This window comes from Pseudobdellovibrionaceae bacterium, from assembly GCA_020635075.1.
Taxonomy (GTDB): domain Bacteria; phylum Bdellovibrionota; class Bdellovibrionia; order Bdellovibrionales; family UBA1609; genus JADZEO01.
On record JACKAM010000002.1, the window covers coordinates 190,617 to 214,272 of the forward strand.

21 protein-coding genes are annotated in these 23,656 nt (G+C 50.1%); 2 read left to right on the forward strand and 19 right to left on the reverse strand.

Going from position 1 to position 23,656, the window contains the following annotated elements; translation table 11 throughout:
* Nucleotides 1-50: 50 nt before the first annotated feature.
* Entirely contained in the window at nucleotides 51-800 is a 750-nt protein-coding gene (locus H6624_10560; protein MCB9084777.1) for an FtsQ-type POTRA domain-containing protein, read from the reverse strand.
* A gap of 214 nt (nucleotides 801-1,014) precedes the next feature.
* Here H6624_10560 and H6624_10565 point away from each other — a divergent pair, with 214 nt between their 5' ends.
* Nucleotides 1,015-1,905, forward strand: coding sequence for a hypothetical protein (locus H6624_10565; protein ID MCB9084778.1), 891 nt, complete (start codon nucleotides 1,015-1,017; stop codon nucleotides 1,903-1,905).
* Between the two features lie 117 nt (nucleotides 1,906-2,022).
* Here H6624_10565 and H6624_10570 read toward each other — a convergent pair whose 3' ends face one another.
* The 14 genes from H6624_10570 to mraZ form a co-directional block, all read right to left on the reverse strand.
* Nucleotides 2,023-3,012 carry an IS30 family transposase gene (locus H6624_10570; GenBank protein MCB9084779.1) on the reverse strand — a complete coding sequence of 330 codons (990 nt, stop codon included), beginning with the start codon at nucleotides 3,010-3,012 and terminating at the stop codon, nucleotides 2,023-2,025.
* Nucleotides 3,013-3,065: 53 nt separating this feature from the next.
* Entirely contained in the window at nucleotides 3,066-4,196 is a 1,131-nt protein-coding gene (locus H6624_10575) for a twitch domain-containing radical SAM protein (protein MCB9084780.1), read from the reverse strand.
* 13 nt (nucleotides 4,197-4,209) lie between these two features.
* Entirely contained in the window at nucleotides 4,210-5,115 is a 906-nt protein-coding gene (gene murB, locus H6624_10580) for a UDP-N-acetylmuramate dehydrogenase (protein MCB9084781.1), read from the reverse strand.
* Complete coding sequence (locus H6624_10585; GenBank protein ID MCB9084782.1) at nucleotides 5,112-6,500, reverse strand: UDP-N-acetylmuramate--L-alanine ligase; 1,389 nt, start codon at nucleotides 6,498-6,500, stop codon at nucleotides 5,112-5,114. The genes murB and H6624_10585 overlap by 4 nt, the downstream gene beginning before the upstream one ends.
* Entirely contained in the window at nucleotides 6,487-7,599 is a 1,113-nt protein-coding gene (gene murG, locus H6624_10590) for an undecaprenyldiphospho-muramoylpentapeptide beta-N-acetylglucosaminyltransferase (GenBank protein MCB9084783.1), read from the reverse strand. The genes H6624_10585 and murG overlap by 14 nt, the downstream gene beginning before the upstream one ends.
* Nucleotides 7,600-7,622: 23 nt before the next feature.
* Nucleotides 7,623-8,714 carry a cell division protein FtsW gene (locus H6624_10595; GenBank protein ID MCB9084784.1) on the reverse strand — a complete coding sequence of 364 codons (1,092 nt, stop codon included), beginning with the start codon at nucleotides 8,712-8,714 and terminating at the stop codon, nucleotides 7,623-7,625.
* A 92-nt stretch (nucleotides 8,715-8,806) separates the two neighbouring features.
* The gene (gene murD / locus H6624_10600) at nucleotides 8,807-10,189 is read right to left on the reverse strand and encodes a UDP-N-acetylmuramoyl-L-alanine--D-glutamate ligase (protein ID MCB9084785.1); all 1,383 of its coding nucleotides are present in this window, start codon (nucleotides 10,187-10,189) and stop codon (nucleotides 8,807-8,809) included.
* Nucleotides 10,190-10,202: 13 nt separating this feature from the next.
* Nucleotides 10,203-11,279 (reverse strand): phospho-N-acetylmuramoyl-pentapeptide-transferase, encoded by a 1,077-nt coding sequence (locus tag H6624_10605; GenBank protein MCB9084786.1) that lies wholly within the window; start codon nucleotides 11,277-11,279, stop codon nucleotides 10,203-10,205.
* A gap of 34 nt (nucleotides 11,280-11,313) precedes the next feature.
* Complete coding sequence (locus H6624_10610; GenBank protein MCB9084787.1) at nucleotides 11,314-12,720, reverse strand: UDP-N-acetylmuramoyl-tripeptide--D-alanyl-D-alanine ligase; 1,407 nt, start codon at nucleotides 12,718-12,720, stop codon at nucleotides 11,314-11,316.
* The gene (locus H6624_10615) at nucleotides 12,717-14,204 is read right to left on the reverse strand and encodes a UDP-N-acetylmuramoyl-L-alanyl-D-glutamate--2,6-diaminopimelate ligase (protein ID MCB9084788.1); all 1,488 of its coding nucleotides are present in this window, start codon (nucleotides 14,202-14,204) and stop codon (nucleotides 12,717-12,719) included. The genes H6624_10610 and H6624_10615 overlap by 4 nt, the downstream gene beginning before the upstream one ends.
* A gap of 3 nt (nucleotides 14,205-14,207) precedes the next feature.
* A complete protein-coding gene (locus H6624_10620; protein MCB9084789.1) occupies nucleotides 14,208-16,184 on the reverse strand; it encodes a transpeptidase family protein in 1,977 nt (658 codons plus the stop codon).
* 17 nt (nucleotides 16,185-16,201) lie between these two features.
* The gene (locus tag H6624_10625) at nucleotides 16,202-16,501 is read right to left on the reverse strand and encodes a histidine kinase (protein ID MCB9084790.1); all 300 of its coding nucleotides are present in this window, start codon (nucleotides 16,499-16,501) and stop codon (nucleotides 16,202-16,204) included.
* Nucleotides 16,498-17,400 (reverse strand): 16S rRNA (cytosine(1402)-N(4))-methyltransferase RsmH, encoded by a 903-nt coding sequence (rsmH, locus tag H6624_10630; protein MCB9084791.1) that lies wholly within the window; start codon nucleotides 17,398-17,400, stop codon nucleotides 16,498-16,500. Before rsmH ends, H6624_10625 begins: the two co-directional genes overlap by 4 nt.
* Entirely contained in the window at nucleotides 17,400-17,867 is a 468-nt protein-coding gene (gene mraZ, locus H6624_10635) for a division/cell wall cluster transcriptional repressor MraZ (GenBank protein ID MCB9084792.1), read from the reverse strand. The genes rsmH and mraZ overlap by 1 nt, the downstream gene beginning before the upstream one ends.
* Before the next feature lie 249 nt (nucleotides 17,868-18,116).
* On the opposite strand from mraZ, the gene H6624_10640 reads away from it, so the two are divergent.
* Nucleotides 18,117-19,133, forward strand: coding sequence for a zinc ribbon domain-containing protein (locus H6624_10640; GenBank protein ID MCB9084793.1), 1,017 nt, complete (start codon nucleotides 18,117-18,119; stop codon nucleotides 19,131-19,133).
* Here the strand turns inward: H6624_10640 and H6624_10645 are convergent.
* The 4 genes from H6624_10645 to H6624_10660 all read right to left on the reverse strand — a co-directional run bounded on the left by H6624_10645 (nucleotide 19,120) and on the right by H6624_10660 (nucleotide 23,649).
* Nucleotides 19,120-19,611, reverse strand: a complete 492-nt coding sequence (locus H6624_10645; protein ID MCB9084794.1) for a peroxiredoxin — start codon at nucleotides 19,609-19,611, stop codon at nucleotides 19,120-19,122. The two genes, H6624_10640 and H6624_10645, sit on opposite strands and share 14 nt — an antisense overlap.
* Nucleotides 19,612-19,858: 247 nt before the next feature.
* On the reverse strand, nucleotides 19,859-20,755 hold the full coding sequence (locus H6624_10650; GenBank protein MCB9084795.1) for a hypothetical protein: 897 nt from the start codon (nucleotides 20,753-20,755) through the stop codon (nucleotides 19,859-19,861).
* Nucleotides 20,756-20,944: 189 nt separating this feature from the next.
* Nucleotides 20,945-22,126: a hypothetical protein gene (locus H6624_10655; protein ID MCB9084796.1), complete on the reverse strand. Its 1,182-nt coding sequence runs from the start codon at nucleotides 22,124-22,126 to the stop codon at nucleotides 20,945-20,947.
* 80 nt (nucleotides 22,127-22,206) lie between these two features.
* Nucleotides 22,207-23,649, reverse strand: coding sequence for a hypothetical protein (locus H6624_10660; protein ID MCB9084797.1), 1,443 nt, complete (start codon nucleotides 23,647-23,649; stop codon nucleotides 22,207-22,209).
* Between the last annotated feature and the right edge of the window lie 7 nt (nucleotides 23,650-23,656).

The window sequence follows — 23,656 nt, forward strand, 5'->3', positions numbered from 1 at the left end:
ATTCGCAAGCAAACGAAATAAAGCTGGACCTAAGATTCCTTGCCTAAAGGCTAAGGGGCATTACGCAGCCTGACAACAACTTTCTTGGAGAATTTCGCGTCGATGACGCGTCCGTCTATCTGGTGTTCTTGGAGGTAATGAAGAACTCTTTCCACCCGTTTGAGTTTTCGGGAAATTGCTTTTTCACCCAAACTCACCTTCACTCCCTTACCCATCAGGACAACTTCCAATCCTTCCTCTGGAGTGTAGTGAACTTCTGAAATGCGATTGAGCCCGACGTCCCCCTCTTGAGGAACTTCTTCCAGTAATTCGATGACCTTCTTTCGCCAATTTTCATTCTTGGCAAATCCACTTCCGCGCAGCAATGGTAGGTCGGGAGCATCCTGGGCAAGAATAGCAGGCAGAAGGCTTGCATCACTCGCCACAGGGTAGACAAACCCTTTGGCTCCTGCCAAAACCAACACCGGATCACGAGGTAAAATACGCACAAAAAGTTTGTTTGGGAATTGGCGAGACACGTAAGCTGCTTTTACTCTCGAATCAGATTCGATTTCAGAGAGTAGACCTCCCAACTCCACCTCCCAGGCCTTCAATCCAATGAGGGAATTTAATTTGCCTGCCAATTCTGAGCGAATGCGATTGAAGAGGACTTCCTGATTACTGGATTCCTCCATTTCAATCTGCACACTTTGCAGGTTAAACCAATCCCCATGCACAGACCAATAGGCACCAACCAGGATCAGACTTGTGACGACAAAGCCAATCCCTCCACTCACCCAGACCTTGGTCTTGTTTTTCATATTGAGACCGTCTCCTTTTCGCCCATCATACCCCCTGCCATTTCGACCGACGAGGGCGGAATCGCGGGGAGTGAAAAATTCTGGTATTCTCAGGACTTAGGGCTAAGGAACAAAATGCCAAAAAGGCCGATAATATTCTCAGGATGATACGCAACTTTTCCGGGAGCCCGGGGGTTTCACAGACACTGGGTTCATGAAACTTGGAGGAGATGTCATGTTTTTTGATTTCATTGAGCGATTTTTACTTGTGGCCATTGTGGCCGTTTCTATTCTCTTGGTCGGTTGCGGAGACAACCAAGACGATGCTTTGGATTCCACATTTGAGCTATCTGCGGAATCCATGATCACTGCCCTCAGTGGTTCGGCTGACGACCACAGCGGCGAAAGTTATGCATCGGCCAATTTGCGTAAGCAAAATATCGCCGACCTTTTTCTTCCCAAAGCCTATGCTGCAACCTGCACACGCGCGGCTCTGGAAACCTGCTCAAGCGGCGTTAAAACGGCGACCTATTCGAATTGCGACATTTCTGGAACCCTACTTAGTCTCGATGGAAGCGTCACTTTGACCTACTCGGACTCAGGTTGCGGAATGGCATCCGCGAGTGACAATGTCGCTCGCACCTACGATTACACCATTACCGGCCCTCGTGGCGGAAATCTCCAGGTTTTCTCCACTGCCCTCACAGACTACCGGGGAACATCGATCTCGGGCGGAGGAAAACTCACCAACACCGGATCAGCCTGGGAAATTCAGGTACTCGGAAAGAACAAGATTCTTAAAACGGCCGCAGGTGTGACAATTATGAGTCACTCTATTCGTACTTTGAGCAATGTTACCGTCACTGGAGGCCTTTCCCGAGCCAGCCGTGTGATGAATGGCGGCCAGGTGGAAGTGAATCACAACCTAGCCAAATTCACTGCGGTTTATACTCCCAATAATCTTCAGTGGAGCTCGACATGCTGCCATCCAGTATCTGGAAACCTGTCTGTCACCTTTGATGGTACTGTGACCGGAACTGGCTCTGTTGTTTTCAACGGCTGTGGTAGCGCCACCATCAGTAAAGACGACAAAGAGCGCACGATTACTTTGAGCTATTGCGAGTAAGGGAGAATTGTAAGGTATCAAGTTTCTTTTCCGGAAGCAGGGACCAATGAGCGGAGAAATCTATCTCCGCTCATTGGTCCCTGCTTCCGGAAAAGGAACTTGTGCGGGGTCAAGGTTTTAACGCAACAGTTCCGCCATAGCTTCGCGTGGTGTTCTCCACCCCAGGGTTTTCCTGGGCCTATCATTGAGTAGCCGTTGGACTCGTTTGATCTCCTTGCGAGTAATGTTGGTAAAGTTAGTTCCTTTGGGGAAGAACTGCCGGATCAAACCGTTAGTGTTCTCGTTAGTTCCTCGTTCCCAAGGACTTTGTGGGTGGGCAAAATACACCTTCATTTGGGTTTCTTTAGTGAAGAGTTTATGCTGAGCCATTTCTCGTCCTTGATCATATGTCAGGGTTAGCCGAAGCTCCTTTGGTAACTTCTTGATCTCCTTCGCAAATGCTCTTCTGACATCCTCGGCTTTCTTGCTTTTCAGGGGGACAAGGATAGTGGTTCTCGTGGTGCGCTCTACCATAGTTCCCAGGGCTGTTTGCTCCCTTTGCCCGCCAATGATTATGTCTCCCTCCCAGTGTCCCGGTATGGAGCGATCAGCAACCTCTGACGGCCTTTCCTCGATTGATATCATGTCCTCAAGATTGGATACTTGCCCTTTCGCGCTTCGCCCTCGGGTCCGACGCTTTTTGTGGGCCTGCCTAAGACACCTAGTCAGTTCAGCACGAAGTTCTCCCCGAGGAAGAATGTAGATGTAGGAATAGATCGTTTCTTTGGAGACCTGCATGGATTCATCCTCATACCGGGATTCTAAGTGCTGGGCAATCTGTTCGGGAGACCAGTAAAGCTTGAGCTTAGCCCGAATGACCCTTAACAAACGCTGATTTTTCAATATCTTGCGCTTGCCTAAACGGCGGCTGCGTGAGGCTCGCTGAGCCTCTTTATCTGCCCAAACTGCCCGGTAATTGATCTGCTCCTTGAAGCGCCTGAGCTCTCGGCTAATGCTGCTTGGAGCACGGGAAAGCTCTTGAGCAATATCTCGAACCCCCAGGCCTTTCGACAATAAACGACTGATTTCTTCTCTCTCTTCTAGCGAGATTCGTTTGAATTTTTTCACAACACTCCTATTATTAAAGTGTTGCGTTAAAATCTAGTATTCACCTTGGTACCTTACACGGAAAGAACCTGGTCTAATTCTGGAAAAACCTGACGCCAATCCTGATTCCTCAGCTTATCCAAGAGAGCATTAAACTCCCCAAATTCCGAAAGATAGTTGGAATTTTCGGATTCGCCATGAACTGCCAGAAATCTAAGAACCTCGGCACGCCTGAAAAACTGGGGAAGTTGCTGAGAAATCCGGTTCTTCAGGCCAATTGGCAGCCCCACCAGCGACATCTCTTTGGGTTCAAAAAGAAAATCCAAATTCCAATTCACCCCATCTCCAGCAGTATCCCTTATCCAACCTTCGAGTTGAGGCAGGTGAAGAGCATTAAACACACTGACCACGGTGTGGACGCTCAACTCCACGCTTGGGCAGTTGGTCTGTAAGTCCAAGAACTGGCTAAAAACCTTTTGCGTGGTTTTCCAATCGGCGCCATAACGCAAATACTCGTTCACCTGACCCACCCCATCAATGCTGCAAAAAATCTTAGCCGTTTTGCACGAGCGGATCATCTCCTCCCATTCGGCGGACAGGTGAACCGAGGTGTTTGTGGTCATGTGTAGGCAGATGTTTTTAAGCCACCCCCTCTCATCCATGTAATGAAGAAACTCTAGGTTCTTTTTCTCGTATAAGGGTTCGCCTCCAAGTATCTTGAGCCAACCCAGGCGGGACAGATCCCATTGTCTAAAGTCCCAGTCCAAGAAGTGTCGTCTGGGACCCGAGTAGCCCATAACCACCTTCGCGTCTTCATACCAGGATGACGAGAGTTGAGCATTGCACATACGGCAAGCCATATTGCAGGCATTTGAAAAGGAAATCTCCAAAGACTGGAGAAACGGCTCTCCCAAAGGCTGGGGAAAACGATGGTTACCCCGGGTACGAAGACTGGATCGGCTTGCCGTTTCGTCGCTCAAACATTTTTCACACCCCTTGGCCCACTGCCCACCCAACATCCTTCGGCGAAGCCCCTCCATTTCGGGACTATAAAAAGCTTCATTCACTGTCTTGTAGGAACTGAGCAGCTGTCGGTCCAAAAACCGACAACAGGGCAAGATGAGCCCTTCCGGCAAAACCGCGGCATGTCTCCATACCATTCCACACTGTCCCTGTGGATAAATCTGTTGTTCAGGTGGACTCACTCTTTCCCACTCCCTAAGACCAATCGCCTAAATAAATGACTTCCGTCTTTAACTCGATCTTGGTCAGCTCAAACACTGTCTGCTTGACGTGCTTAATAACTGAATCAACATCGCTGGCAGTAGCCGTACCCGAATTGACGATAAAATTAGCGTGTTTGGGGGAAACGGTGGCGCCACCTATCGAAAAACCTTTGAGCCCACACTTGTCAATCACAGCTCCGGCTTTATAACCGGGAGGATTAACGAACACCGATCCACAACTGGGCTGATCCAAGGGTTGCTTGCTCAAACGCAGTCGGTTGGCCTCCTTGACTCGACTTGGAATTTCCTCATCCACGTCCAGCGGACAACTCAGTCCAACTCTCACCAACACTCCCGGCTGCCAACCCTCGCTATGCCTGTAGGTCCATCTAATTCTTTCCGCGGGAATTGTCTCTCGCACTGCTTTGCCGTTGTCCAAACGGACGGTTTCAACCCAATCCACAATCTCACAGAATTCCTTGGGAGTCCGGTCCTCACTGACCCCGGCATTCATCACCACGCCTCCCCCCACATCACCGGGAAGACCGCTGAGAAACAAGGCCGGGGCTAGACGTTTTTGCATGAAGACTCTGAGTAACTGTGATTTGTGAGTTCCCGCCATGGCCACAATCTGTAATCGCCCTCCAGCCTCTTTGACATCCAGCCCAGCTAGACTACGCATAGACAGGACCAGGCCCTTAATTCCCTTATCACTGATTAGTGAATTGCTTCCCCCCCCAAGGATGGTCAAATCCAAGTTCTTCTTATGACACCACTCGAGTGCGGCTTCCACCTCTTCTATGGACCGAGGCGAGCAAAAATACTCCGCCTTACCTCCGACCCTCCAAGAAGTCAGGTTGTGTAGGGCCATTTGTTCCTGAACCAAATCACTTCTCACTTTTGGACCCCTTCATCCAAATAGGTTCTTACCGCATCACCAGTTTTCCATACATTGCCGGCACCAAGGGTCACTAATACATCCCCCTGCCTTAGAAACTGTCCCAGCCCTTCAATATTCTTGTCCCCACCATCACCAAGATAATCAACATTGGGGTGATGCATCTGTTGAACCAACAACCGAGCATTTACTCCCTGAATAACAGCTTCCCCGGCGGGATATATATCCATTACGAAAAGGTGGTCGGCATCCTTAAAACAGTCGAGAAACTGCTCCCAACACAGCTGTGTCCGTGAATAACGGTGGGGCTGAAAAAGAACAACGAGACGACGATCGGGAAACCCTTCTTTAAATGCCGAAAGCACGGCCGAAACCTCGGTGGGATGATGACCGTAATCATCATAGAACAAAACCCCCGCAGCCTCCCCCCGTTTTTGAAATCTTCTATCGACGCCGCGAAAACGACTAATACCTTCGGCACACGTTTCAAAATCAAGGCCCGCTGCCAATCCGGCAACAATAGCTGCAAGCGCATTCAGGGCATTGTGCCTTCCGGGTACGGGAATAACAAACTCACCTAGCAATCCATCTTCCGTATGGACCTCATATTTTCCCTTTTCACCCTTCAATACAAAGTCATTATTGCCATCAAACCCATAATACAAAGTTCTCTTAGGGAAATCCGCAAAAACCTCTCTCACTTTTGAATCGTCGCCACAAAGTATGACTGATCCGTAAAAAGGGACTCTGGAGGCAAAGTCATAAAAGGCATTCTTAAGATTTTCAAAATCCTTGTAGTGATCCAAATGATCATTGTCGATATTGGTGACAATAACAATTTCTGGGCTCAATCGGTTAAAACTACCGTCAGACTCATCGGCCTCGGCCAGGAGCCACTCTCCCTGACCCAGCTGCGCAGTTGACTTGATCACGTCCAATCTTCCGCCTACGATAATGGTGGGATCTACTTTAGCCGTCAAAAACACAGAGGCCGCCATGCTTGTCGTAGTGGTCTTCCCGTGGGTTCCCGCAACGGCCACGCCCCTCTTCAGTCGCATCATCTCAGCCAGGGCCTCAGCCCTGGGAATCAATGGGACCCCTCTGCGCCGGGCCTCGCGGTACTCCTCATTGTGGGGCTTGACGGCGCTCGAATAGACGATCACCTCTGAGTCACCGATCTGGTCTCCCTGATGACCGATAAAGACCTGAATCCCCATCTCGGTCAATCTCTGTACCTGAGCATTTTCCTGCATATCACTTCCGGTAACATGAGCACCCATGTTGTGCAAAAGTTCAGCCAGGCCACACATACCAATTCCACCAATGCCGATGAAATGCACTTTTGCGTTGGTCAACTTTTTTAAGGTCGATTTAATTTTGTTCATTTGAGTTTTTTCCCGCCATCTCTGCCAAAAGAACTTTCGCAGTTCCCTCCGCGGCCTTGGGTTGATGAAATCGACGAATGTTCCCCGATAACTGCTCCAGCCGGGCTGGATTCCGAACAATCTCACGAATAATCCTAACCAATCGATCTGGAGTGAAATCCTTCTGGATTACCATCACCGCAGCATCATCCTTTACCAAAGCTTCAGCATTCTTCTGCTGGTGATCATCAGACGCAAACGGAAAGGGAACCAAAATGGCCGGTTTTGCCGCTGCCGCCAACTCGGCGATAGTACTCACTCCTGCCCGACATATCACCATATCCGCCCAGGCATATTGCTCATGAATATTGGGTAGATACTCCCTGACATCCACGCGAGCCCCATCCGACTGGTACTTGGCTTTCACCGAGGCAAAATCATGCTTACCTGTTTGATGTATGATCTCCACCTGATCGAGCCAATCTCCGCCCTTGCAAACAGCATCACAAACCGTATTGTTGATTCCCCTTGCCCCTTGGCTGCCACCGAATATTAAAATTCGCAAAGGACCGAGGTGGGGTCGCCTACTACCTGCCAACTCCTCAATCTCCTTGCGAACCGGCAAACCAATCTTGAGTACTCGCTTTACTCTCAAAAGATCTTTGGCCTCGCTGAAGACCACCAATCCAAGGCCCACAACCTTTGCCAGCCATCGATTTGCGAGGCCAGGATAGGCATTAGGCTCCCAAATAACCGTTTTAAATCCACACAAAGCTCCCACAAATAGCACGGGAGCCGAAGCAAACCCACCCACCCCCAATAGCAGTTTAGGTCTGAATTTGAGCAACAAAAACAGGGCAACAAAGAAAGATAGTGGTAAGCCTACTAGGGTTTTGAGCCTCTCGCCCAATCCCACGTTTCTGTTCAGACGACCAATGGGGACCAGATGAAGAGGAAAACCCTGGTTGGGAATTATTTGAGTTTCTAGGCCGACGGGAGATCCAACAAAATGAATGTCCAATTCAGAATTCAATTCAAGAAGTCCCCTCGCTATCGCCAGGGCCGGATAGATGTGTCCGCCTGTTCCACCACCCGCTATAAATACCGTCTGCCGCGCCATTAACTATTTCCAATTCCCGGAAACTAAATTCTGGCCGCTCCGCGCTTCGGCCGCGTCTGTTTATTCTGCCTGTCTATGTTTAACAGCCAGCCAAAGCCAAGACAAGTCATCACCAAAGAACTTCCACCATAACTCAGGAAGGGGAGTGTGAGACCTTTTGTCGGCAGGAAGCCAAGAACAACGCCGACATTAATAAAAACTCCAAGGCCGAAAACAACTGTTAAACCTAATGCCGCAGCTCGCGCATAGAGATCCGATGCTTTCACCGAAATCTGGAATCCACGGAACACCAGGACGCCATAGAGAAGCAGCACCAACAAGAATCCCACATAACCAGTCTCCTCGCCAAGTACCGCCAATGTAAAATCTGTGTGTGCTTCAGGAAGAAAAAATAGCTTTCCCTGCCCCTGACCAAGGCCCGCACCCCACACTCCCCCAGCAGAGAAGGCCAACATGCTCTGAATTACCTGAAATCCCTTTTGGGCGGGGTCGGACCATGGATCCAAAAAAGCCTTCATTCTCGCGGCTCTATAGGGAACATTGACGACCAGGAAGTAAAAGGCCGGCAAAGCAAACGCGAGTCCTCCCAAAATGTAACGCCATCGTAAACCAAATGCGAAGAGCATCAGAAAGCACACAGACACACAAATGGCGAAAGTTCCAAAGTCCGGCTGACGCAAGACCAGCAATAAGGGCAGTCCCAAAAAGACAAAGCGAAAAAACCATTGCCCGCCGGAGAGACGCTGATCGGGTCGACTCAGGTAAGTCGCCATAACCAGCGGGAGCACCAGCTTAATCATTTCGCCTGGCTCGAATCTTTGCCCAAAAGGTAGCTTCACCCACCGTTGGGCCCCCCCGGCCTTGATTGCCAATTCAGGAACAAACGTGAGAATAAGCCCTACAACAGCCACTACCCACAAAAGGGGGGTGCCGATTCGTAGCCACTTAAAGGGCATGTAAGTGCCACCCAATAGAGCCAACACCGCCAAACCCGTAAACACCAGCTGACGACGAAAGATCAACAGTCCGTCGCCGTGCTTTTCCATGGCAAAAATGTAGGAAGAACTATAGACCTGAACCAGGCCCAATCCTAGGAAGAAGAAAACGACTAGCAGTAGCCCCTTATCAACTTGCCATTTCCTCACAAGCAGCCCCCTTGATGCGTCCGCTTATTCTAGCATAGGGGAGCTCGTAACTGCGATAGTTCTCAGCGGAATTTATTCACCAATTCCTTAAAGTAGTTTCCTCTCTCAACATAGCTGTCAAAGATATCGAAGCTCGAACAGCCAGGCGAAAGAAGAACCACATCACCAATCCTAGACTTTTGGTAGGCAATCAATATGGCCTCCTCAAAGGTCCCAATGAGAAAGGTCTCACTGTAATCGCCCACATCCCGGTTGATTCGCTCCTTCGCCTCGCCCACCAGGATTAAGGTCTTAACCACCCGGCGAATCCGATCCTTAAGAGGAGCAAAGTTGAGATTGGTGTCCTTTCCTCCCATGATAAGAATGACATTCTCATCGAAGGAATCAAGAGCCCGCATCACAGCGTGAACGTTGGTCGCCTTGGAATCATTGTAAAACTGAACCCCCCCAACCTTGCGCACGTACTCAAGTCGGTGAGGCATACCAGGAAATTCATCAATGACCCGTTGAATAGCTTCATGGGTGGCGCCGTGTTCACGGGCCACCAAAATTGCCGCCATCACGTTTTCATAGTTGTGTTTACCGCGCATTTTAGCGTTGGACACCGTGTAGTACTCGATTTCCGGACCGGTGCGCACCCGAATCTGATCCTTGATCAAAACCGCACCACCGATATTCATGATTTGCGGTTCAAGGGTGGGTTTGCGAGAGAAGTAGAAGATTCGACCTCTCTGGACAGCTGGGTCCCGAGCCAATTCCACCACCGCGTTGTCGTCGGCGTTGAGAATGCTGGTTGTGGACTGATTGGTGTTAAGGAAAATCCGTCTCTTGGCATTGACGTACTCTTCCATGCTCCGATAGCGATCCAAGTGATTTTCAGCCAAATTCATGAAGACAATATTAGAGGGGTTGAAATTCTCAACATGCTCCAATTGGAAACTACTGACCTCTAAGATCACCACCTGGGCCTTTTCTCCAGCGCGCAGGTATTCACTCAGCGGCTCGCCAAAGTTACCGCCAACCCAACAATTGACCCCAGAGCGACTCAAAAACTGTTCTACCATCCGGGTGGTTGTCGTTTTACCATTGGTTCCAGTAATGGCGATAACCGGTTCCTGAATAAACTGTGAGCAAAACTCAAATTCACCCGTAACTTTGACCCCATGGCTGCGAGCATAATCAAAGATTTTCAGGTGAGGGGGGACACCGGGACTTAGGATAATCAAATCCTGCTGAAGAAATGTCTTTGGCGTGTGCCCTCCCAAGTCATAATGAACCTCCAACCCAGACATGGCCTCCAAATGGTTGGCCAATTCCGCCTTTGACTTGTGATCACTCACCGTAACTTCGGCACCATTTTCAGTTAACAGGCGAGCAAGAGAAACCCCCGTTCTCGCCAGACCCACAATCAGAATCTTCTTTCCCCTAATTTCAGACAACTCCATGATCTTTCCTACCTCATCTCAGTTTCAGTGTGCTCAAACTCAGCACGGCTAAAAGAATGCTTACAATCCAAAAACGAACAATAATCTTAGTCTCATCCAAACCCTTGAGTTCATAGTGGTGATGAATCGGGGCCATGCGGAACACCCTCTTTCCCGTTAACTTGAAGGACGCCACCTGGGTAATAACGGAAAGGGCCTCTACGACGAATACACCACCTAACAAAACCAATAATAACTCGTTATGAGTTAACACGGCCATTACGCCAAGAAATCCACCCAGGGACAAACTGCCCACATCGCCCATGAAGACCTGGGCGGGAAAGCTATTGAACCAAAGGAAGGCCAGCCCAGAGGCAACGACGGCTGCTGCCAGGATTGTCAACTCACCAGATCCAGTAACAAAGGGAATAGCCAGGTAACGAGCGATCTCCGAGTGTCCCGCAACGTAGGCGAAGATCATGAATGTTCCAGCACAGACAATAACTGGAAAAATCGCCAGTCCATCCAAACCATCGGTAAGGTTCACTGCATTGGCGCACCCGACGATTGTGAGAGCCGCAAAGGGGACATAGAACCAACCGAGATCAAAATGAACTTCTTTGAGGAAGGGGACCGAAAGAACTGTGGTGATCTGACCATCCCATACCAAATAGGCCACGACTAAACCGGAAATCAAAAACTCAAGCAACAGTCTTAGCCTACCCGACAGTCCTTTTGAGTTCTTCTTAGCCACCTTGAGATAGTCATCTCGGTAGCCAATCAAACCAAACCCATAGGTCACGACCAAAACCGCCCAGACCATAGGATTCAGCATATCGACCCACAATATCGCTGGAGCCAGTAGTCCCATGAGAATCAGTCCACCACCCATGGTTGGTGTTCCGGCCTTTTTCTTGTGGCTTTGTGGCCCGTCCTCGCGAATGCTCTGGCCCACCTGTTTTTTCACCAGATGACGAATAAAATAGGGACCAAGGATCCAACAAAGAAAGAAGGCCGTAAAAAATGAAATGAAAGTTCTAAATGTGATGTAACGAAAGACGTTCAGAGCAGAGATTGAATCCGACGCCTCATAGAGCCAACGATAGAGCATTTACCCGCATTCCCGTAATCAGCTGTGCGTTGCCCTAAAAGCCGATTGGATCCCAGGCCTTAATCACCTGCTCCAGCTTCATCCCGCGCGAACCCTTAATGGCAACGATGTCCTGATCGTTTAGCATAGAGCCGATACGAGTTGCAAGCTCTTCTTTGTAAGTGTCTGAAATAAATAGATTTTTTCGAAATTCTGTGCGCCTCACCCCACGCTCGAAAGCGGCATGGGAAGGGCCGATGAACCATAGGGTGTCCACATCGATGTTGCCCACCATCTCACCTAGCTCCTCATGGAGGCGGTCGGACTCCTTGCCCAGCTCCAACATCTCTCCCAGAACCAGTATTTTCTTCCCCTTCATGGGCATCTCGTAGAGGTTTTTGATTAAGGCCGCCATGCTTTCCGGGTTGGCATTATAGCCATCAAACAAGACAGGAGTGCCGCACTTCAATCGTACCAACTGATTGCGCCCCCAGGCACAGCGCAACTCTGGAAGACCCGCCCAGATTTGCTCGGGTCCCATTCCCGCAGCCATTGCCAGGGCCGCTGCTGCCATTATGTTGGTTCCGTTTTGTCGACCAAACACCGGAACCCTTACATCTCCTTCCACTTCGCCGATCAATCCCATGACCTGAATAAAGTCGAGCCCGATTTCGGTAACCCTTAAATTGACCTCAGCGTTGGATTTGTAGGCGGAAAAGGTGAGTATGTGTTTTATTCCCTTTTTTACCGCTTCCTCATGCATACGAATGGTGTGCTCATTGACCAGATTATAAACCTGGATGGCCTTGGGGCATGAGCGGTAAAGTTCCCACTTGGCCTGCACCACGGCCTCCAGACTGCCCAACTCACCAATATGGGCCTGACCCACGTTGGTCACCAAAACAATATCGGGACTGGCAATTTCGCATAAGCGAGTGATCTCCCCAGAATGATTCATGCCCATTTCAACCACGGCAACTTCGTGTTCGGGTTCTATCGCCAATAGGGTCAGGGGAACACCCCAGTGATTATTGTAACTTCCCTTGTTGTAATGAGTCTTAAATTGGCGATTCAAAAGGGAGGCAACAAACTCCTTTGTCGTTGTTTTACCAGTTGAGCCTGTTATGGCGATGATCTTGGCTTTGTTCTTCCTGCGCCAATAGGATCCCAAGTCCTGAAGGCCCTTAAGTGTGTCACGAACCTGTACCAGGGTCACCTGATCGACGAGATCCTTTAGCTCAGGAACAAACTTATCGACAAGAAGACCTGTCGCACCTTGAGTGACGGCGGATTCGACAAAGTCATGGGCGTCGAACTGATCTCCACGCAAGGCGATAAACAGCTGACCGGTAAGATCAAGACGCGAGTCTGTACCAATTCCAGACCACTCCGTCTGTTTCTCCGACAGGGTTTTGCCCCCCGTCGCTTTTAAGACCTCATCCAGTGTTAGCTTCCAACTCATTGCAATAGATCTTTCACCACGTTCACATCACAAAAGGATAGCTTTTCTGTTCCCACAATCTGGTAGCCCTCATGTCCCTTTCCCGCAATCAATACAACGTCACCGGAGTTTGCTGATCGCAGCGCCCTAGAAATAGCTTGTTTTCGATCCACTTCACTAAACACTTTATGGTCCCTATCTCCCTCTTCAATCCCTGAAAAAATATCCTGGATAATCTCCTCCGGGTCCTCTGTCCGCGGATTGTCCGAGGTGACAAACACCAGGTCCGATCCCTCGACGGCCGCCTTCGCCATAAGTGGGCGTTTGCCCTTATCTCTATCGCCCCCACAACCAAAAACCGAAATAATTCTTGCTGTCGATCCAGACAGGCGACGAATTTCGTTCAAAGACGCCAACACAGATTTTAACGCATCATCTGTGTGAGCGTAATCCACAAATACATGAATGCCCTTTTGATTTTCCACTCTCTCCATTCGTCCAGGAACGCCGTGAAAACGGGACAGAGCCGTGGCACAGGTCTCACTAGAAACACCAGCCGCCAGTCCAACGGCAAATGCCGCTGTGCAGTTGTAGACATTGTGCCGACCAATCAAGGGACTGCTGATTTCCGTCACTCCACGGGGATGGCGGATTTCATACCTACAACCAGAGAAACCCTGATCCATAATCTGAAAACAGAAATCCGCTTCTCTTTCACCATAGGTCCAGCGAGTGGCCTTGTCGGCAATTCGCAACTTACGACCATAAGGGTCATCACGATTGATAATGGCATAAAGGTCACGCTTTTCTGACCCCCACAATATCTCATCGAACAGTCTTTGCTTGGCCGAAAAATAACTGTCGAGATCGCCGTGGTAGTCCAGGTGATCCCTGGTCAAATTTGTGAACACCACGGCATCAAAGGGAATCGCGTCTGCACGAAATTGCGACAAGGCATGACTGGACACCTCGAAGGCTACGGCCTTTGCCCCTAGAGACTTAAACTCGACCAAACGCTTCTGCAGATCCAGGGCATCAGGAGTGGTGAGCTGACTTTCCCAAACATGGGTCCCAATGTGGTGGTCCACAGTGCCCATGACCCCAGTCGACCACCCATATTCATTCAAGATGGACTCCACTAGGTAGGCCAAACTAGTCTTACCATTTGTGCCCGTTACGCCAACACAATACATGGAGGCTGCCGGGTTGTTGTAATAGCGACTCGCCAATTGATCTAAAGCCTTGCGACAGTCTCGAACCACCGCCACCGCTCCGGGGTAATCCGCGGGAATCTTTGACTCCGATTCCACCACCACACCCACAGCCCCAGCGCGGCAGACCTGAGGGAGAAAATCATGACCGTCATGGGCCTGTCCGCGAACCGCCACGTAGACACAGCCCGGCTCGACCAGCCGAGAGTCCCGACAAATGAAACGCACATCAGCCGACCGCTGATGGCCCCATTTCAATTGTGGGTAAATGGAAAATAACTGAGCGAGTTTCAAAATTTACTCTTTCACCGTTTTCGGAGTCTTTAGCTGCAAGTGAATTTCTTGTCCAGGCCGCAGTGGTTCGCCCGCAGTGGGTCGAGATGAGGCAACCACCCCTGAACCCTTAAACCGTACTTTGACGTCGGTGCCGCGAACACGGCGAATGACCTCACGTAAGGTTAATCCCCTGAAGTCGGGAGTCACGCCTTCCTGAGTGATATTCATCGACTCATTGACCGCGGTTAGCGCCTTTTCCTGTAGGCTCTCAGAGTCTAAAGCCTTCTCTCTGGTAGCCAGGATGTTTTCCTCTGAAATGAGCACCGGAGGAAGACCTGACTTGCGAACCATAAAGCTGGCCAAGCGAGCAAAAACCGGAGCTGCCACCTGGGCCCCGTAGTACTTGACCCGTGGATTGTCGACCGCAATGTAGATAACAAAGCGAGGATCATTGGCCGGAACAAATCCTGCGAAACTGGATATGTAGGCATGCCTGAAATAGCCGCCCTTCTCCAAATTCACCTTTTGGGCTGTGCCCGTCTTTCCGGCCACCGGAAACCCCTTGATCCGGGCATTGAATCCTGTGCCCGTGGGAGCCGTCACATTGGTCAGCATTAAAGTCAATGTCGCCGCATCGTCCTGACTGAGAACACGTTTCTTTTGTCGCTTTTGGAGCTTCACCTCTTCATTGGTATCCTCTGATATCACTCTTTTAACAATATAAGGCTGCGACCAGACACCACCGTTTGCTATTGCTCCGTAGGCTGCGGCGATTTGCAGAGGGGTTGCGCTAACGCCATGACCAAAAGATATGTTGGCCAGTAGGTGTTTGTTCCATGGAGGCTTGTGCAAGATTCCTGAACTCTCCCCGGGAAGGTCAACAAGCGTCTGACTGCCAAAGCCAAAATCCAACAAGGTTTGGTACAAGCGATCATTGCCTACCATAAAGGCCAACTTGGCTGTACCAACATTTGACGAATAAGCCAAAATCTCGCTCACGGTCAGTTGGCCAAAGTTATGGGTGCTGTCTGCCTCACGAATTATTCGCCTGCCAATCTGGAGTTTCCCTCCCTCACAGTCAATGGCTGTGTTTGGCTTGGCCACCTTGTGCTTGAGGGCCGAGGCCATGACAAAGGTTTTCATCGTCGAGCCTGGCTCAAAGGCATCCGTCACTGATCGATTGCGCCTGACCGAATGGGGATACTGACGAGCATTGTTGAGATTGAATCCGGGAGTTTGCCCCATCGCCAGAATTTCCGAAGTTCGGGCGTCTAGGACCACACCCACCGCCGAATCGGCTTCGTACTTTTCCTGAGTGGCTTCTAGTTCCCTTTCCAACAAGTATTGAAGTTGATTGTCTATCGTAAGATGAATATTAAATCCATCAGGGACCTGGCCATAGAAATTGCCATTTTCCATAAGAGGACGCCCACGAGCATCGCGCCCCATGTGGATACGAATATTCTGTCCCTTCAAATGTCGTTCGAACGCAAGCTCAAGCCCTTCTAAACCCTGGCCCTCGGAGCCGACAAATCCTAATGCGGATGCAAGGAGAGAATTATTCGGATAAATTCGGCGAGGTTCCTCGACTAAACCCAGTCCCCGAATCTTCCAATCCAAAATTGATTCCTTTTGATCTCGGGACAAATGGCGACGTAGCCATACAAATCTCCTTTCACGATTTTTGATTTTCTTATATATTGGACGCCAATCCGCTCCCAAATATTTAGCAACCTTCCTGGCGACTGTTTTGGGTTCCTTTATTATTTTCGGATCGGCAAAAAGGGAATAAGATGAGACCGTTACAGCCAACTCCCGACCATCCCGATCGAGAATTGCCCCGCGCCGCGATTTCACAGTCAGCATTGTTTCAAATTGCTTTTTCTGCAGTTCCTCAAGACGCGGATCTGCCACCAATTGCAGATAACTTCCTCTCAGGATCATTCCCAACCACATCACCAGGAACAAAACAAATATGAGAACAATCCGGGACTTCATTGTTTAAGAATAGCTCCTTATTGAGGCAAGGCAATATGAGTGCCTATCATTTGAATGATTTGACCCACCTGGGCATCATTGAGAGTGAAGCGAGAAACGGCAATCTTACGGACGCGATCAGGACGGGTGATCTGGGCGTACTCCATCACCTGGGAGCGGTGTCGATCTCGCATTACCTTGAAGGTTCGGGACGCAGAAAACACCGAATAACCCATGCGGCGAACCTCCATTTTGAAAAAGGCCATTGTAAAAAGAGTGGCAATGATAAGTAAAATGCTAAAAAACGGCTTCAACTCGCTCACTTTTTCCTGGCTCATGGCAATTCTCCTTTTTGAAATACGCGCAGCTTAGCGCTGCGGGCGCGAGGATTTTTCTTGGCCTCACCCCAAGGTGCTTGAATGACTTTCTTATTCACCAAAAATCCGCGATCACAAAGATCTCGCAGAGCATATTTGACGATTCGATCTTCGAGAGAGTGGAAGGTAATGATCATTAGTCTTCCTGAATCACGGAGGAGTTCCACCAATTGGGGGATCACTTCCTTAACAACATCTAGCTCGCGATTAACTTCGAGCCTGAGCGCCAAAAAGTATTGAGTGGCTGGATGGTGCCCCTTTTTTCGCCAACCGAGACAGCGTTCTATGAGCGAAGCTAACTCGCGAGTGGTGCGGAAGGCCTGTTTGCGGCGCTCCTCAATGATCGCATTAACCACCCGCCCAGGACTCCTTACCTCTCCCAGCTCCCTAAAGAGATCGGACAACTCATCCGGATTCCAATTGTTAATGATATCTTCCGCGGTCACTTCTCCCCGCTGATCCATGCGCATATCCAAAGGGCCGTCATGGTAAAAACTGAAGCCTCGGTCACCACGATCTAACTGGGGAGAGCTCACGCCCAAATCGAGGAGGATAAGATCAAATCCAGCTCCACCATGAAATTCGCTGAATCTTTCCTGCAGGGATTCCACTTCGCGAAAGTTGGCCCGACAGAGAACCAAATGCCCTGAAGCCAATTCCCTTTGAAAATGCTCCTGACCATAGGCAATCGCCTCCTCGTCCTGATCGAGAGCAAATGTCCGCATCTGAGGAAACTCAGCCATCAAGGCCCGTGTATGCCCTCCCCTGCCAAATGTGCCATCCAGATAGTGGGCGGGAGGCTGACTGAGGCCCTTTGCCATTTGCAGAATGGGATCAAGGAGAACCGGGATGTGTTCCACTATTCGTCCCCCTTGTCCATGTCCGCAACCACGGCCAGAATGTTATCGAAATCACCAGCTAGACTTTCATACAGTTCTTGCCAACGCTGGGCTGACCAAATCTCGAACTTCCCTCCCATGCCAACCAAAACCGCCTCTTCTTCAAGAGCGGCAAACTTTCTCAACCCCTGAGGGATCAGCAAACGATCCTGCGCATCCCCATTTACCACTTGGGCCCCTGCCATATAGAATCGCTGGTAGGCTTGCACTTCAGCTTTTAGGGGTGACAACCGGGAGATGCGCTTTTCCAAATTTTCCCACTCTTTGAGAGTGTAAACATCCAGACAGCGCTGTCCCTGGTACTGACCATTGGTGATCACAAGCGAGGTCTCTTTCTTGGGAAGGGATTGTTTGTAGTTGGCAGGTAGCTTGAAGCGACCTTTGGGATCGATCTTGCAATCAAACCGGCCACGAAACAAAGCGGTCATCCATAACCTTCCAGGTAAAGAGGAAAGCCCATCCATGGGCTTTCAAAGTGGGGAAGGGAGTGTCCGTGTTTCCACTTCTTTCCACTTTCCACCACCTTTTTCCACTTTAGCAGAGAGCAGCCTTGCGTCAAGGGGGCTCATTTCCATTTGGGCTGTCTGTCTAGGCGTGTTAGCCTTTAAAAAAGCGATTTTAGACAGAGGCCCTGCGGACCAAAGGAATGGTCCTGGACGAACAGGGAGGTGGGCCCGATGATGCAGGAATGCCCAAAATGTGGGTTCTTGCAACCGCAAGATCGGTTTTGCGCCAACTGCGGTCTTGATATCGAGAACTATCGCCCTACCCCGACTCCGTGGCACCGGAAGTTGGTATTCAATTCTACGTTTCAAATCACCGCAATTGTTCTCAGTGTTGGCGCCATGATTGCCTATATTTCTTGGCAGCAGGGACAGAAGATTGAAACCACCCGCCCTCAATTTATTGCGGGTGACGAAGGTGATCGCGAGCGAGAGGATGCCTCACAACCTTCAGCCGATGGACGTTCGGACTCAGGCCAGGCCAGTGGCTCGATAGTTTCCCGAACTGCAAAGGTCAACCAACCCGCAACCGACATCTCCCAACCAACGAATGCCATCGGCCCTCCGAGCGGAACCAGCAAAACGGCAACAGCCGATGGTGGGACAGACCCAGGCGAAAAGGTTGCACAAGGGCCGAAACCGCCTAGTCAGCTTGTTCTGCGATTTGCGGAAATCCCCAGAGAGGTGCTTAGCCAGATGTTTGCCGAATCGCAAATTCTTCACGAGGGGCAACAGGTTCAGGCGGGAACCTACAAATTTCAAGAGCCCATCGAACAACTCATCAAGAAAAGCTCGCAGGCTCGGTTTCTACCCGGCAAAACCAGCGCAGCTCTTACTGGTGGGCCATTGCGCATTCAATACACCAAGCCTCTTGGGGACAACCCAGAAGAACTCCAAGGTCTCAATTTTGAAGCCGCTGTCGTCAGTTTTACCCCGGCCGGATTGGAGATGGAGACTGGGGGTGGTTTTTTTCTCGGCGGCAAAGGGGAGTTTCCGACCGTCAACGTGCCCCTAGACGGCACTTATAGTCTGCCTTATGGGAGCCTTCTGATTATTGCCGGAATTGTCCCCCACCGTCCGCTTTCTGAAAAAGAGGCCTCCGCCTTTCGGGGAAGCCCCATTGAAATCATGAATTCGCCAGAATTCCTCGCCAATGAAAGCGAGTTCGTTCTTATAATTAAAGCCCAGTAAGGAATCTGAGAACCTCTTGAGCATGGCCTTCGGCCTTAACGCCTCGCCATTCCTTTACCAACACACCATTTTCATCAATCAAAAAGGTGCTTCGCTCGATTCCCCGAACTTGCCGACCATACATATTTTTCATCTTGATAACACCAAACAAGTCACACAGCTCCTCGTCAGCATCACTGAGTAAATCGACGGAATAGCTTTGCTTAGATTTAAAATTCTCATGAGATTTCATTGAATCCCGAGAGACACCAAAGACCTCGGCGTTCTTCCCGGAAAACTGTTTGTGAAGCTGAGTGAACTCTCGCCCCTCGATCGTACAACCAGGAGTGGAGTCTTTAGGGTAGAAGAACAAGACCACAAGTTTTCCCTTGAGTCCCTGAAGGTTAATGGTTTTATTGCCGGTCGCAGGCAAAGTGAAGTCTCTCACCTTCTTACCCAGCTTCACACCTGCCCTGGGAACCAGAGCCGAAAGAACCATTTTCGTTTTTGGCGCCGATTTTTTAGCGGTCTTTTTTACTCCAGACTTTTTCGCAGACTTTTTGCCAGACTTCTTTTTCGCCACTGACTTTTTGGTGACCACTTTCTTTTTAGCAGTCTTTTTGCTGGCGGTTTTTACATTTGCCTTCTTCTTGGATTTCTTAGCCTTCTTTGCCACAGAACACCTCCACTCCTTTTTGAGCGAAGACATTGTGAGAAACCTACCAACCAAAATCAAGAGTTTTAGATTAGTTTCCCTGGCTGCCCGCATAGCGGGTGGCCACACCTGCGGCCTCTTCAAGAGAGTTCACCGACTTCAATCCGTAAACCCTTATATGGTCCAGCAAAAAGGCATCTTCCACTTCACCGCTGGGGTTGTCACCCACAAAGCCCGAGTCCATAGAGACACTCAAACGAAAAATGGCGGCATTCTTTTTGTCCTCGAATTTGGCAACATCAATTTGAACCTGGCGTGTAATCCAGTCCTTAGCGGCATGGTTACCCAGTACTACATTTGTTCCGAACTCTGAAGGCTCCTGCCAAATGGTTTCCCACACGGTGGTGCTCTGCAAAGCAGCCGGTACAGGAGTCGCTCCAAGACCGCAGGTGGCAGAGTCGTGAGGACAGATCTCTATGCGCAAACCCTCAGGGGTGTCCCTCTTGTTGATAGCCAGAGTTACCTTTTGCTCAAGCCTGACCGGAAGGTAAGATACCACGAAAACCAGATGGTGAAAAACATTGAGGTTCATGGGCTGGGAGATCAAATAGGTGTCATGAGCCAACTTGTCATCCTGACTCATAAAAAGAACGGCTTTGGACCCATCAGGAACAACTCCTACATCGGCCTTGTCCTCGATGGTCACGGCCGCTTCAACGCCCTCCTCGCCGTCGTCGCGAACGGCCGCATACCAATCAACATTGCCGCCGCCTTTGATCTGGTTTCGCTCGAAGCTATCCTTAATAAGGCTACATCCACCGACAAACTTCTCCATACTCTCGACACTTTTGCACGTCGGAAGATTCGGCAAGACCGATAAAAGGTCAATTTGGCTATCTGAATTTTCGTTTTGAAGTTTCTCTTCCCCTGAACACCCGACAAGAAGTACCAAAGCGAACAACAGGGTCCATCTCATTTCAATACACATACTACTCCCCTAAGTGGTCCCGTCCAAGTCTTATAGATTTCAAGTCTCATACCAGGTCAGTCACGCTTAGATTCGAAACAGATGGACACATTCGAGACACTGTCTAGATACTAGATTGTTCTCTAAATGTCCCGAATGATTGAAGACTGAGACGGGCCCAATTGGGGAATCCAATCCGGGGGGATCAGCTTAATTATTGGGTGCCCCGTCCAGTATCCAGTCTTCAATTGCCTGCCTGGCGGCCTGGCTAACCAGGCCGGCAGGCGGCATGGGATTATTGGCGTCGTTCATCCGACTCAGAAGGAGACTTCCCGTCGGATCATATGGAATCACTACAAAGTAATTGATCATCTCCTGGTAGTTGGTCACGTTCAATCCTGCGCGAGGGTTGGTATTTCCGTGACAACCGACACAGCTCTGACCAAATGTTCCGCCCCCGGCAACCAATTCAGAGAAGCGGGCGGGGTTAAATGTTGTTGTGCCTAAAGATCCAAAACTCACTCCAAAAGTATCGCCCGCGGCGATGTCAGTTTCCACAATCAAAGTTCCCGTGGAGACCACGCGGTTTTGTCCAGACGGAACCTTACGGCTGACGGCCTTCCAGGTTGTTCCCTGAGCCAGCTCCTTGCCATTGATCGACACACGGATGTCTTTAACCTCAACGGCTTGGCCACCAGCAAAGACTTTGGGATTTCTAAAGTTGTAGTTAGTTTCCCCTGTTGGGGTAGTGAATGTTCTCACTTCGACTTCAAAGCGGGCACCGGCAACCCCTTGCTGACCTTGAATCATGTCAGCTGAGAGATCTAACGTTCGAGCCTGATAGTTATTGGTAGCATTAAGGGCAATTTCCTTGGTCCCTACACGAGGGCCGTCAGGAGGAGGAATGACGACTCCACCTCCGCCGCCACCTCCGCCGCCGCCATTGTTCTGTTGAGCGGCGAGACAGTCGTTAAATGTGATCTGAGCTTCATCCCATCCTGTCTTGTACCCGTTGACCGCCTCCTGATGCTGTTCACCTGTGTAGGGTGGTTTGTGACTAGGATTAATCGCAAAGTCCGCAATCTTTAGTTCTCCGGCACCGGCAAAGGCCTCAAAGGCCAGCTCCAGATTATCCTCCCCAAAGCTTCCTTTTCCCCCACCACCATTGACATGGCAGCTGCCACAATTTGTTTTTAGGAAGGGTTGCCAACCTTTGCTGAATTCCTGTTTCAGTATGTCCCCGCAAATTCCAGATCCCAGCCCAAAGTTGCCACCCAGGTTTTTGGTGCTCCCTTCGCTGTGCATGGGAGCACAGCCTGTGCTACCCAATCCGAGGACAAGTCCGATTAAAACCCCAATGTAAACGACGATTGTCTTTCCTGTGATTCCCATTGTTCACACTCCTTGTGAACTTGATGTTTAATAATCCCATTTTCACAGCTGGGCCCCCCGGCCCAACTGTCCATATTCACTTAAAACAAAACCACTTGATCCAAATCTGAGTTGCTAAAAACGTTTGGTACGACTTTACTCAGAAGGTCGACCCGACCGGAAAACTTCAAGTAGTTGGCAAAAACCCCAGCAGCCGCTTTCTCAGCCGTTCCGCCAGTCACAAACTGGTCGTTGGCAGTTTGGCCTGAGGTGAAATTACCCAACTGAAAGTTCTTAGTCGGCGGACGACCAGCAGGATCAAAAGCGATCATGTACACCACGCCAGCACTACCGCGGTCGCTTCTCCAAGCGGCGTCCGGGCTGTTTGAAACCGTACTGCTGCAAGAGCCGTCAGTGGACACGTATAAAAACATTTTTTGACCCATCAACCGCGCAGTTTCCAACACGCGGCCGATTAGAGCACCGGCTTGCTGGTCAGCCTGGTCTCCCCGGGTACGCGTATTGTTGTGGTAGTCGTAACCACCCAACTCAAGAGCTGCCGTACTGGCATTGCCGTTAAGTACATTGTAGACCATGGAACAGAACACTAAATCCTGGCTGTTATCGCCAGCATTTTGCGCATTCCAAACTCCTGCGATTCCCCGTCCATCTTGGCGAGGATCCAAGGTGTCATTGTTGGAACTGATAACATCTACATTCTTTTTGCCCGCGCACTCCACAAGGTCTTTGAGGTTTTCACCACCACTCAGGCTGGCTAGTCGACGGGTTTGTTCCATACTCAACTTATCGATTGATTTAAAAAGTGATACTTGCTGGGCTTTGCTCAGCCTTCCAAGAGCATTAGTGAATCCACCTGAAGCTCCCACCAAATCCTGATACCGGTTCACAATCAGTGGCACGGGAGGTCTGACAAAAGCAACGCTTTGACGAATTCCAGTTTCGGAATCGCGGCGTCCTAAATTCGGCAATTTGGCTCCCGCCAATCCTGCCGCATTAACCATCCCCGAGACATCCAGCTTGTTAGCATCTGAATCATCACGAGTGCGAACATTAACACCGATAAAGGCCGTGTTGGCGATTGTTGCCGCTGTAGCCGTGGAACGAATTCCGGCTAAAAGCTTGCTGATACCATTGCCAGCAAAGGGTGTGTTACCAAATTCTCTTTCGATGGGAAGACTGCCTCCGGCACCTAGTCCCATCTTGTCGTAAGAGGTAAGTTTTTGTCCGCCTGCATCCATGGGCACAAAGTTGGCGCCCAGCATGGCTCCGCCGGCAAGATTGATGGTAATGAACGGAACCAAAGTATTGGTGCTTCCCCCGCCACCCCCATCATCTTCGCAAGTTGCCGCGTATGCAAAGTTGCTTTGCGCTACAACATTTACGATCGACGGTAAAAACAACATTCCGGAAAACTTGAGCAGCCCTGAGGCGAGAAATTCGCGACGTGTCTGGGGTGCTGCGTGGCCCGGTAGAGGTTCAAACTTACCTTCCTTGATCAGTTTTTCTATCTCTGCCTTTTTCACTGTAATT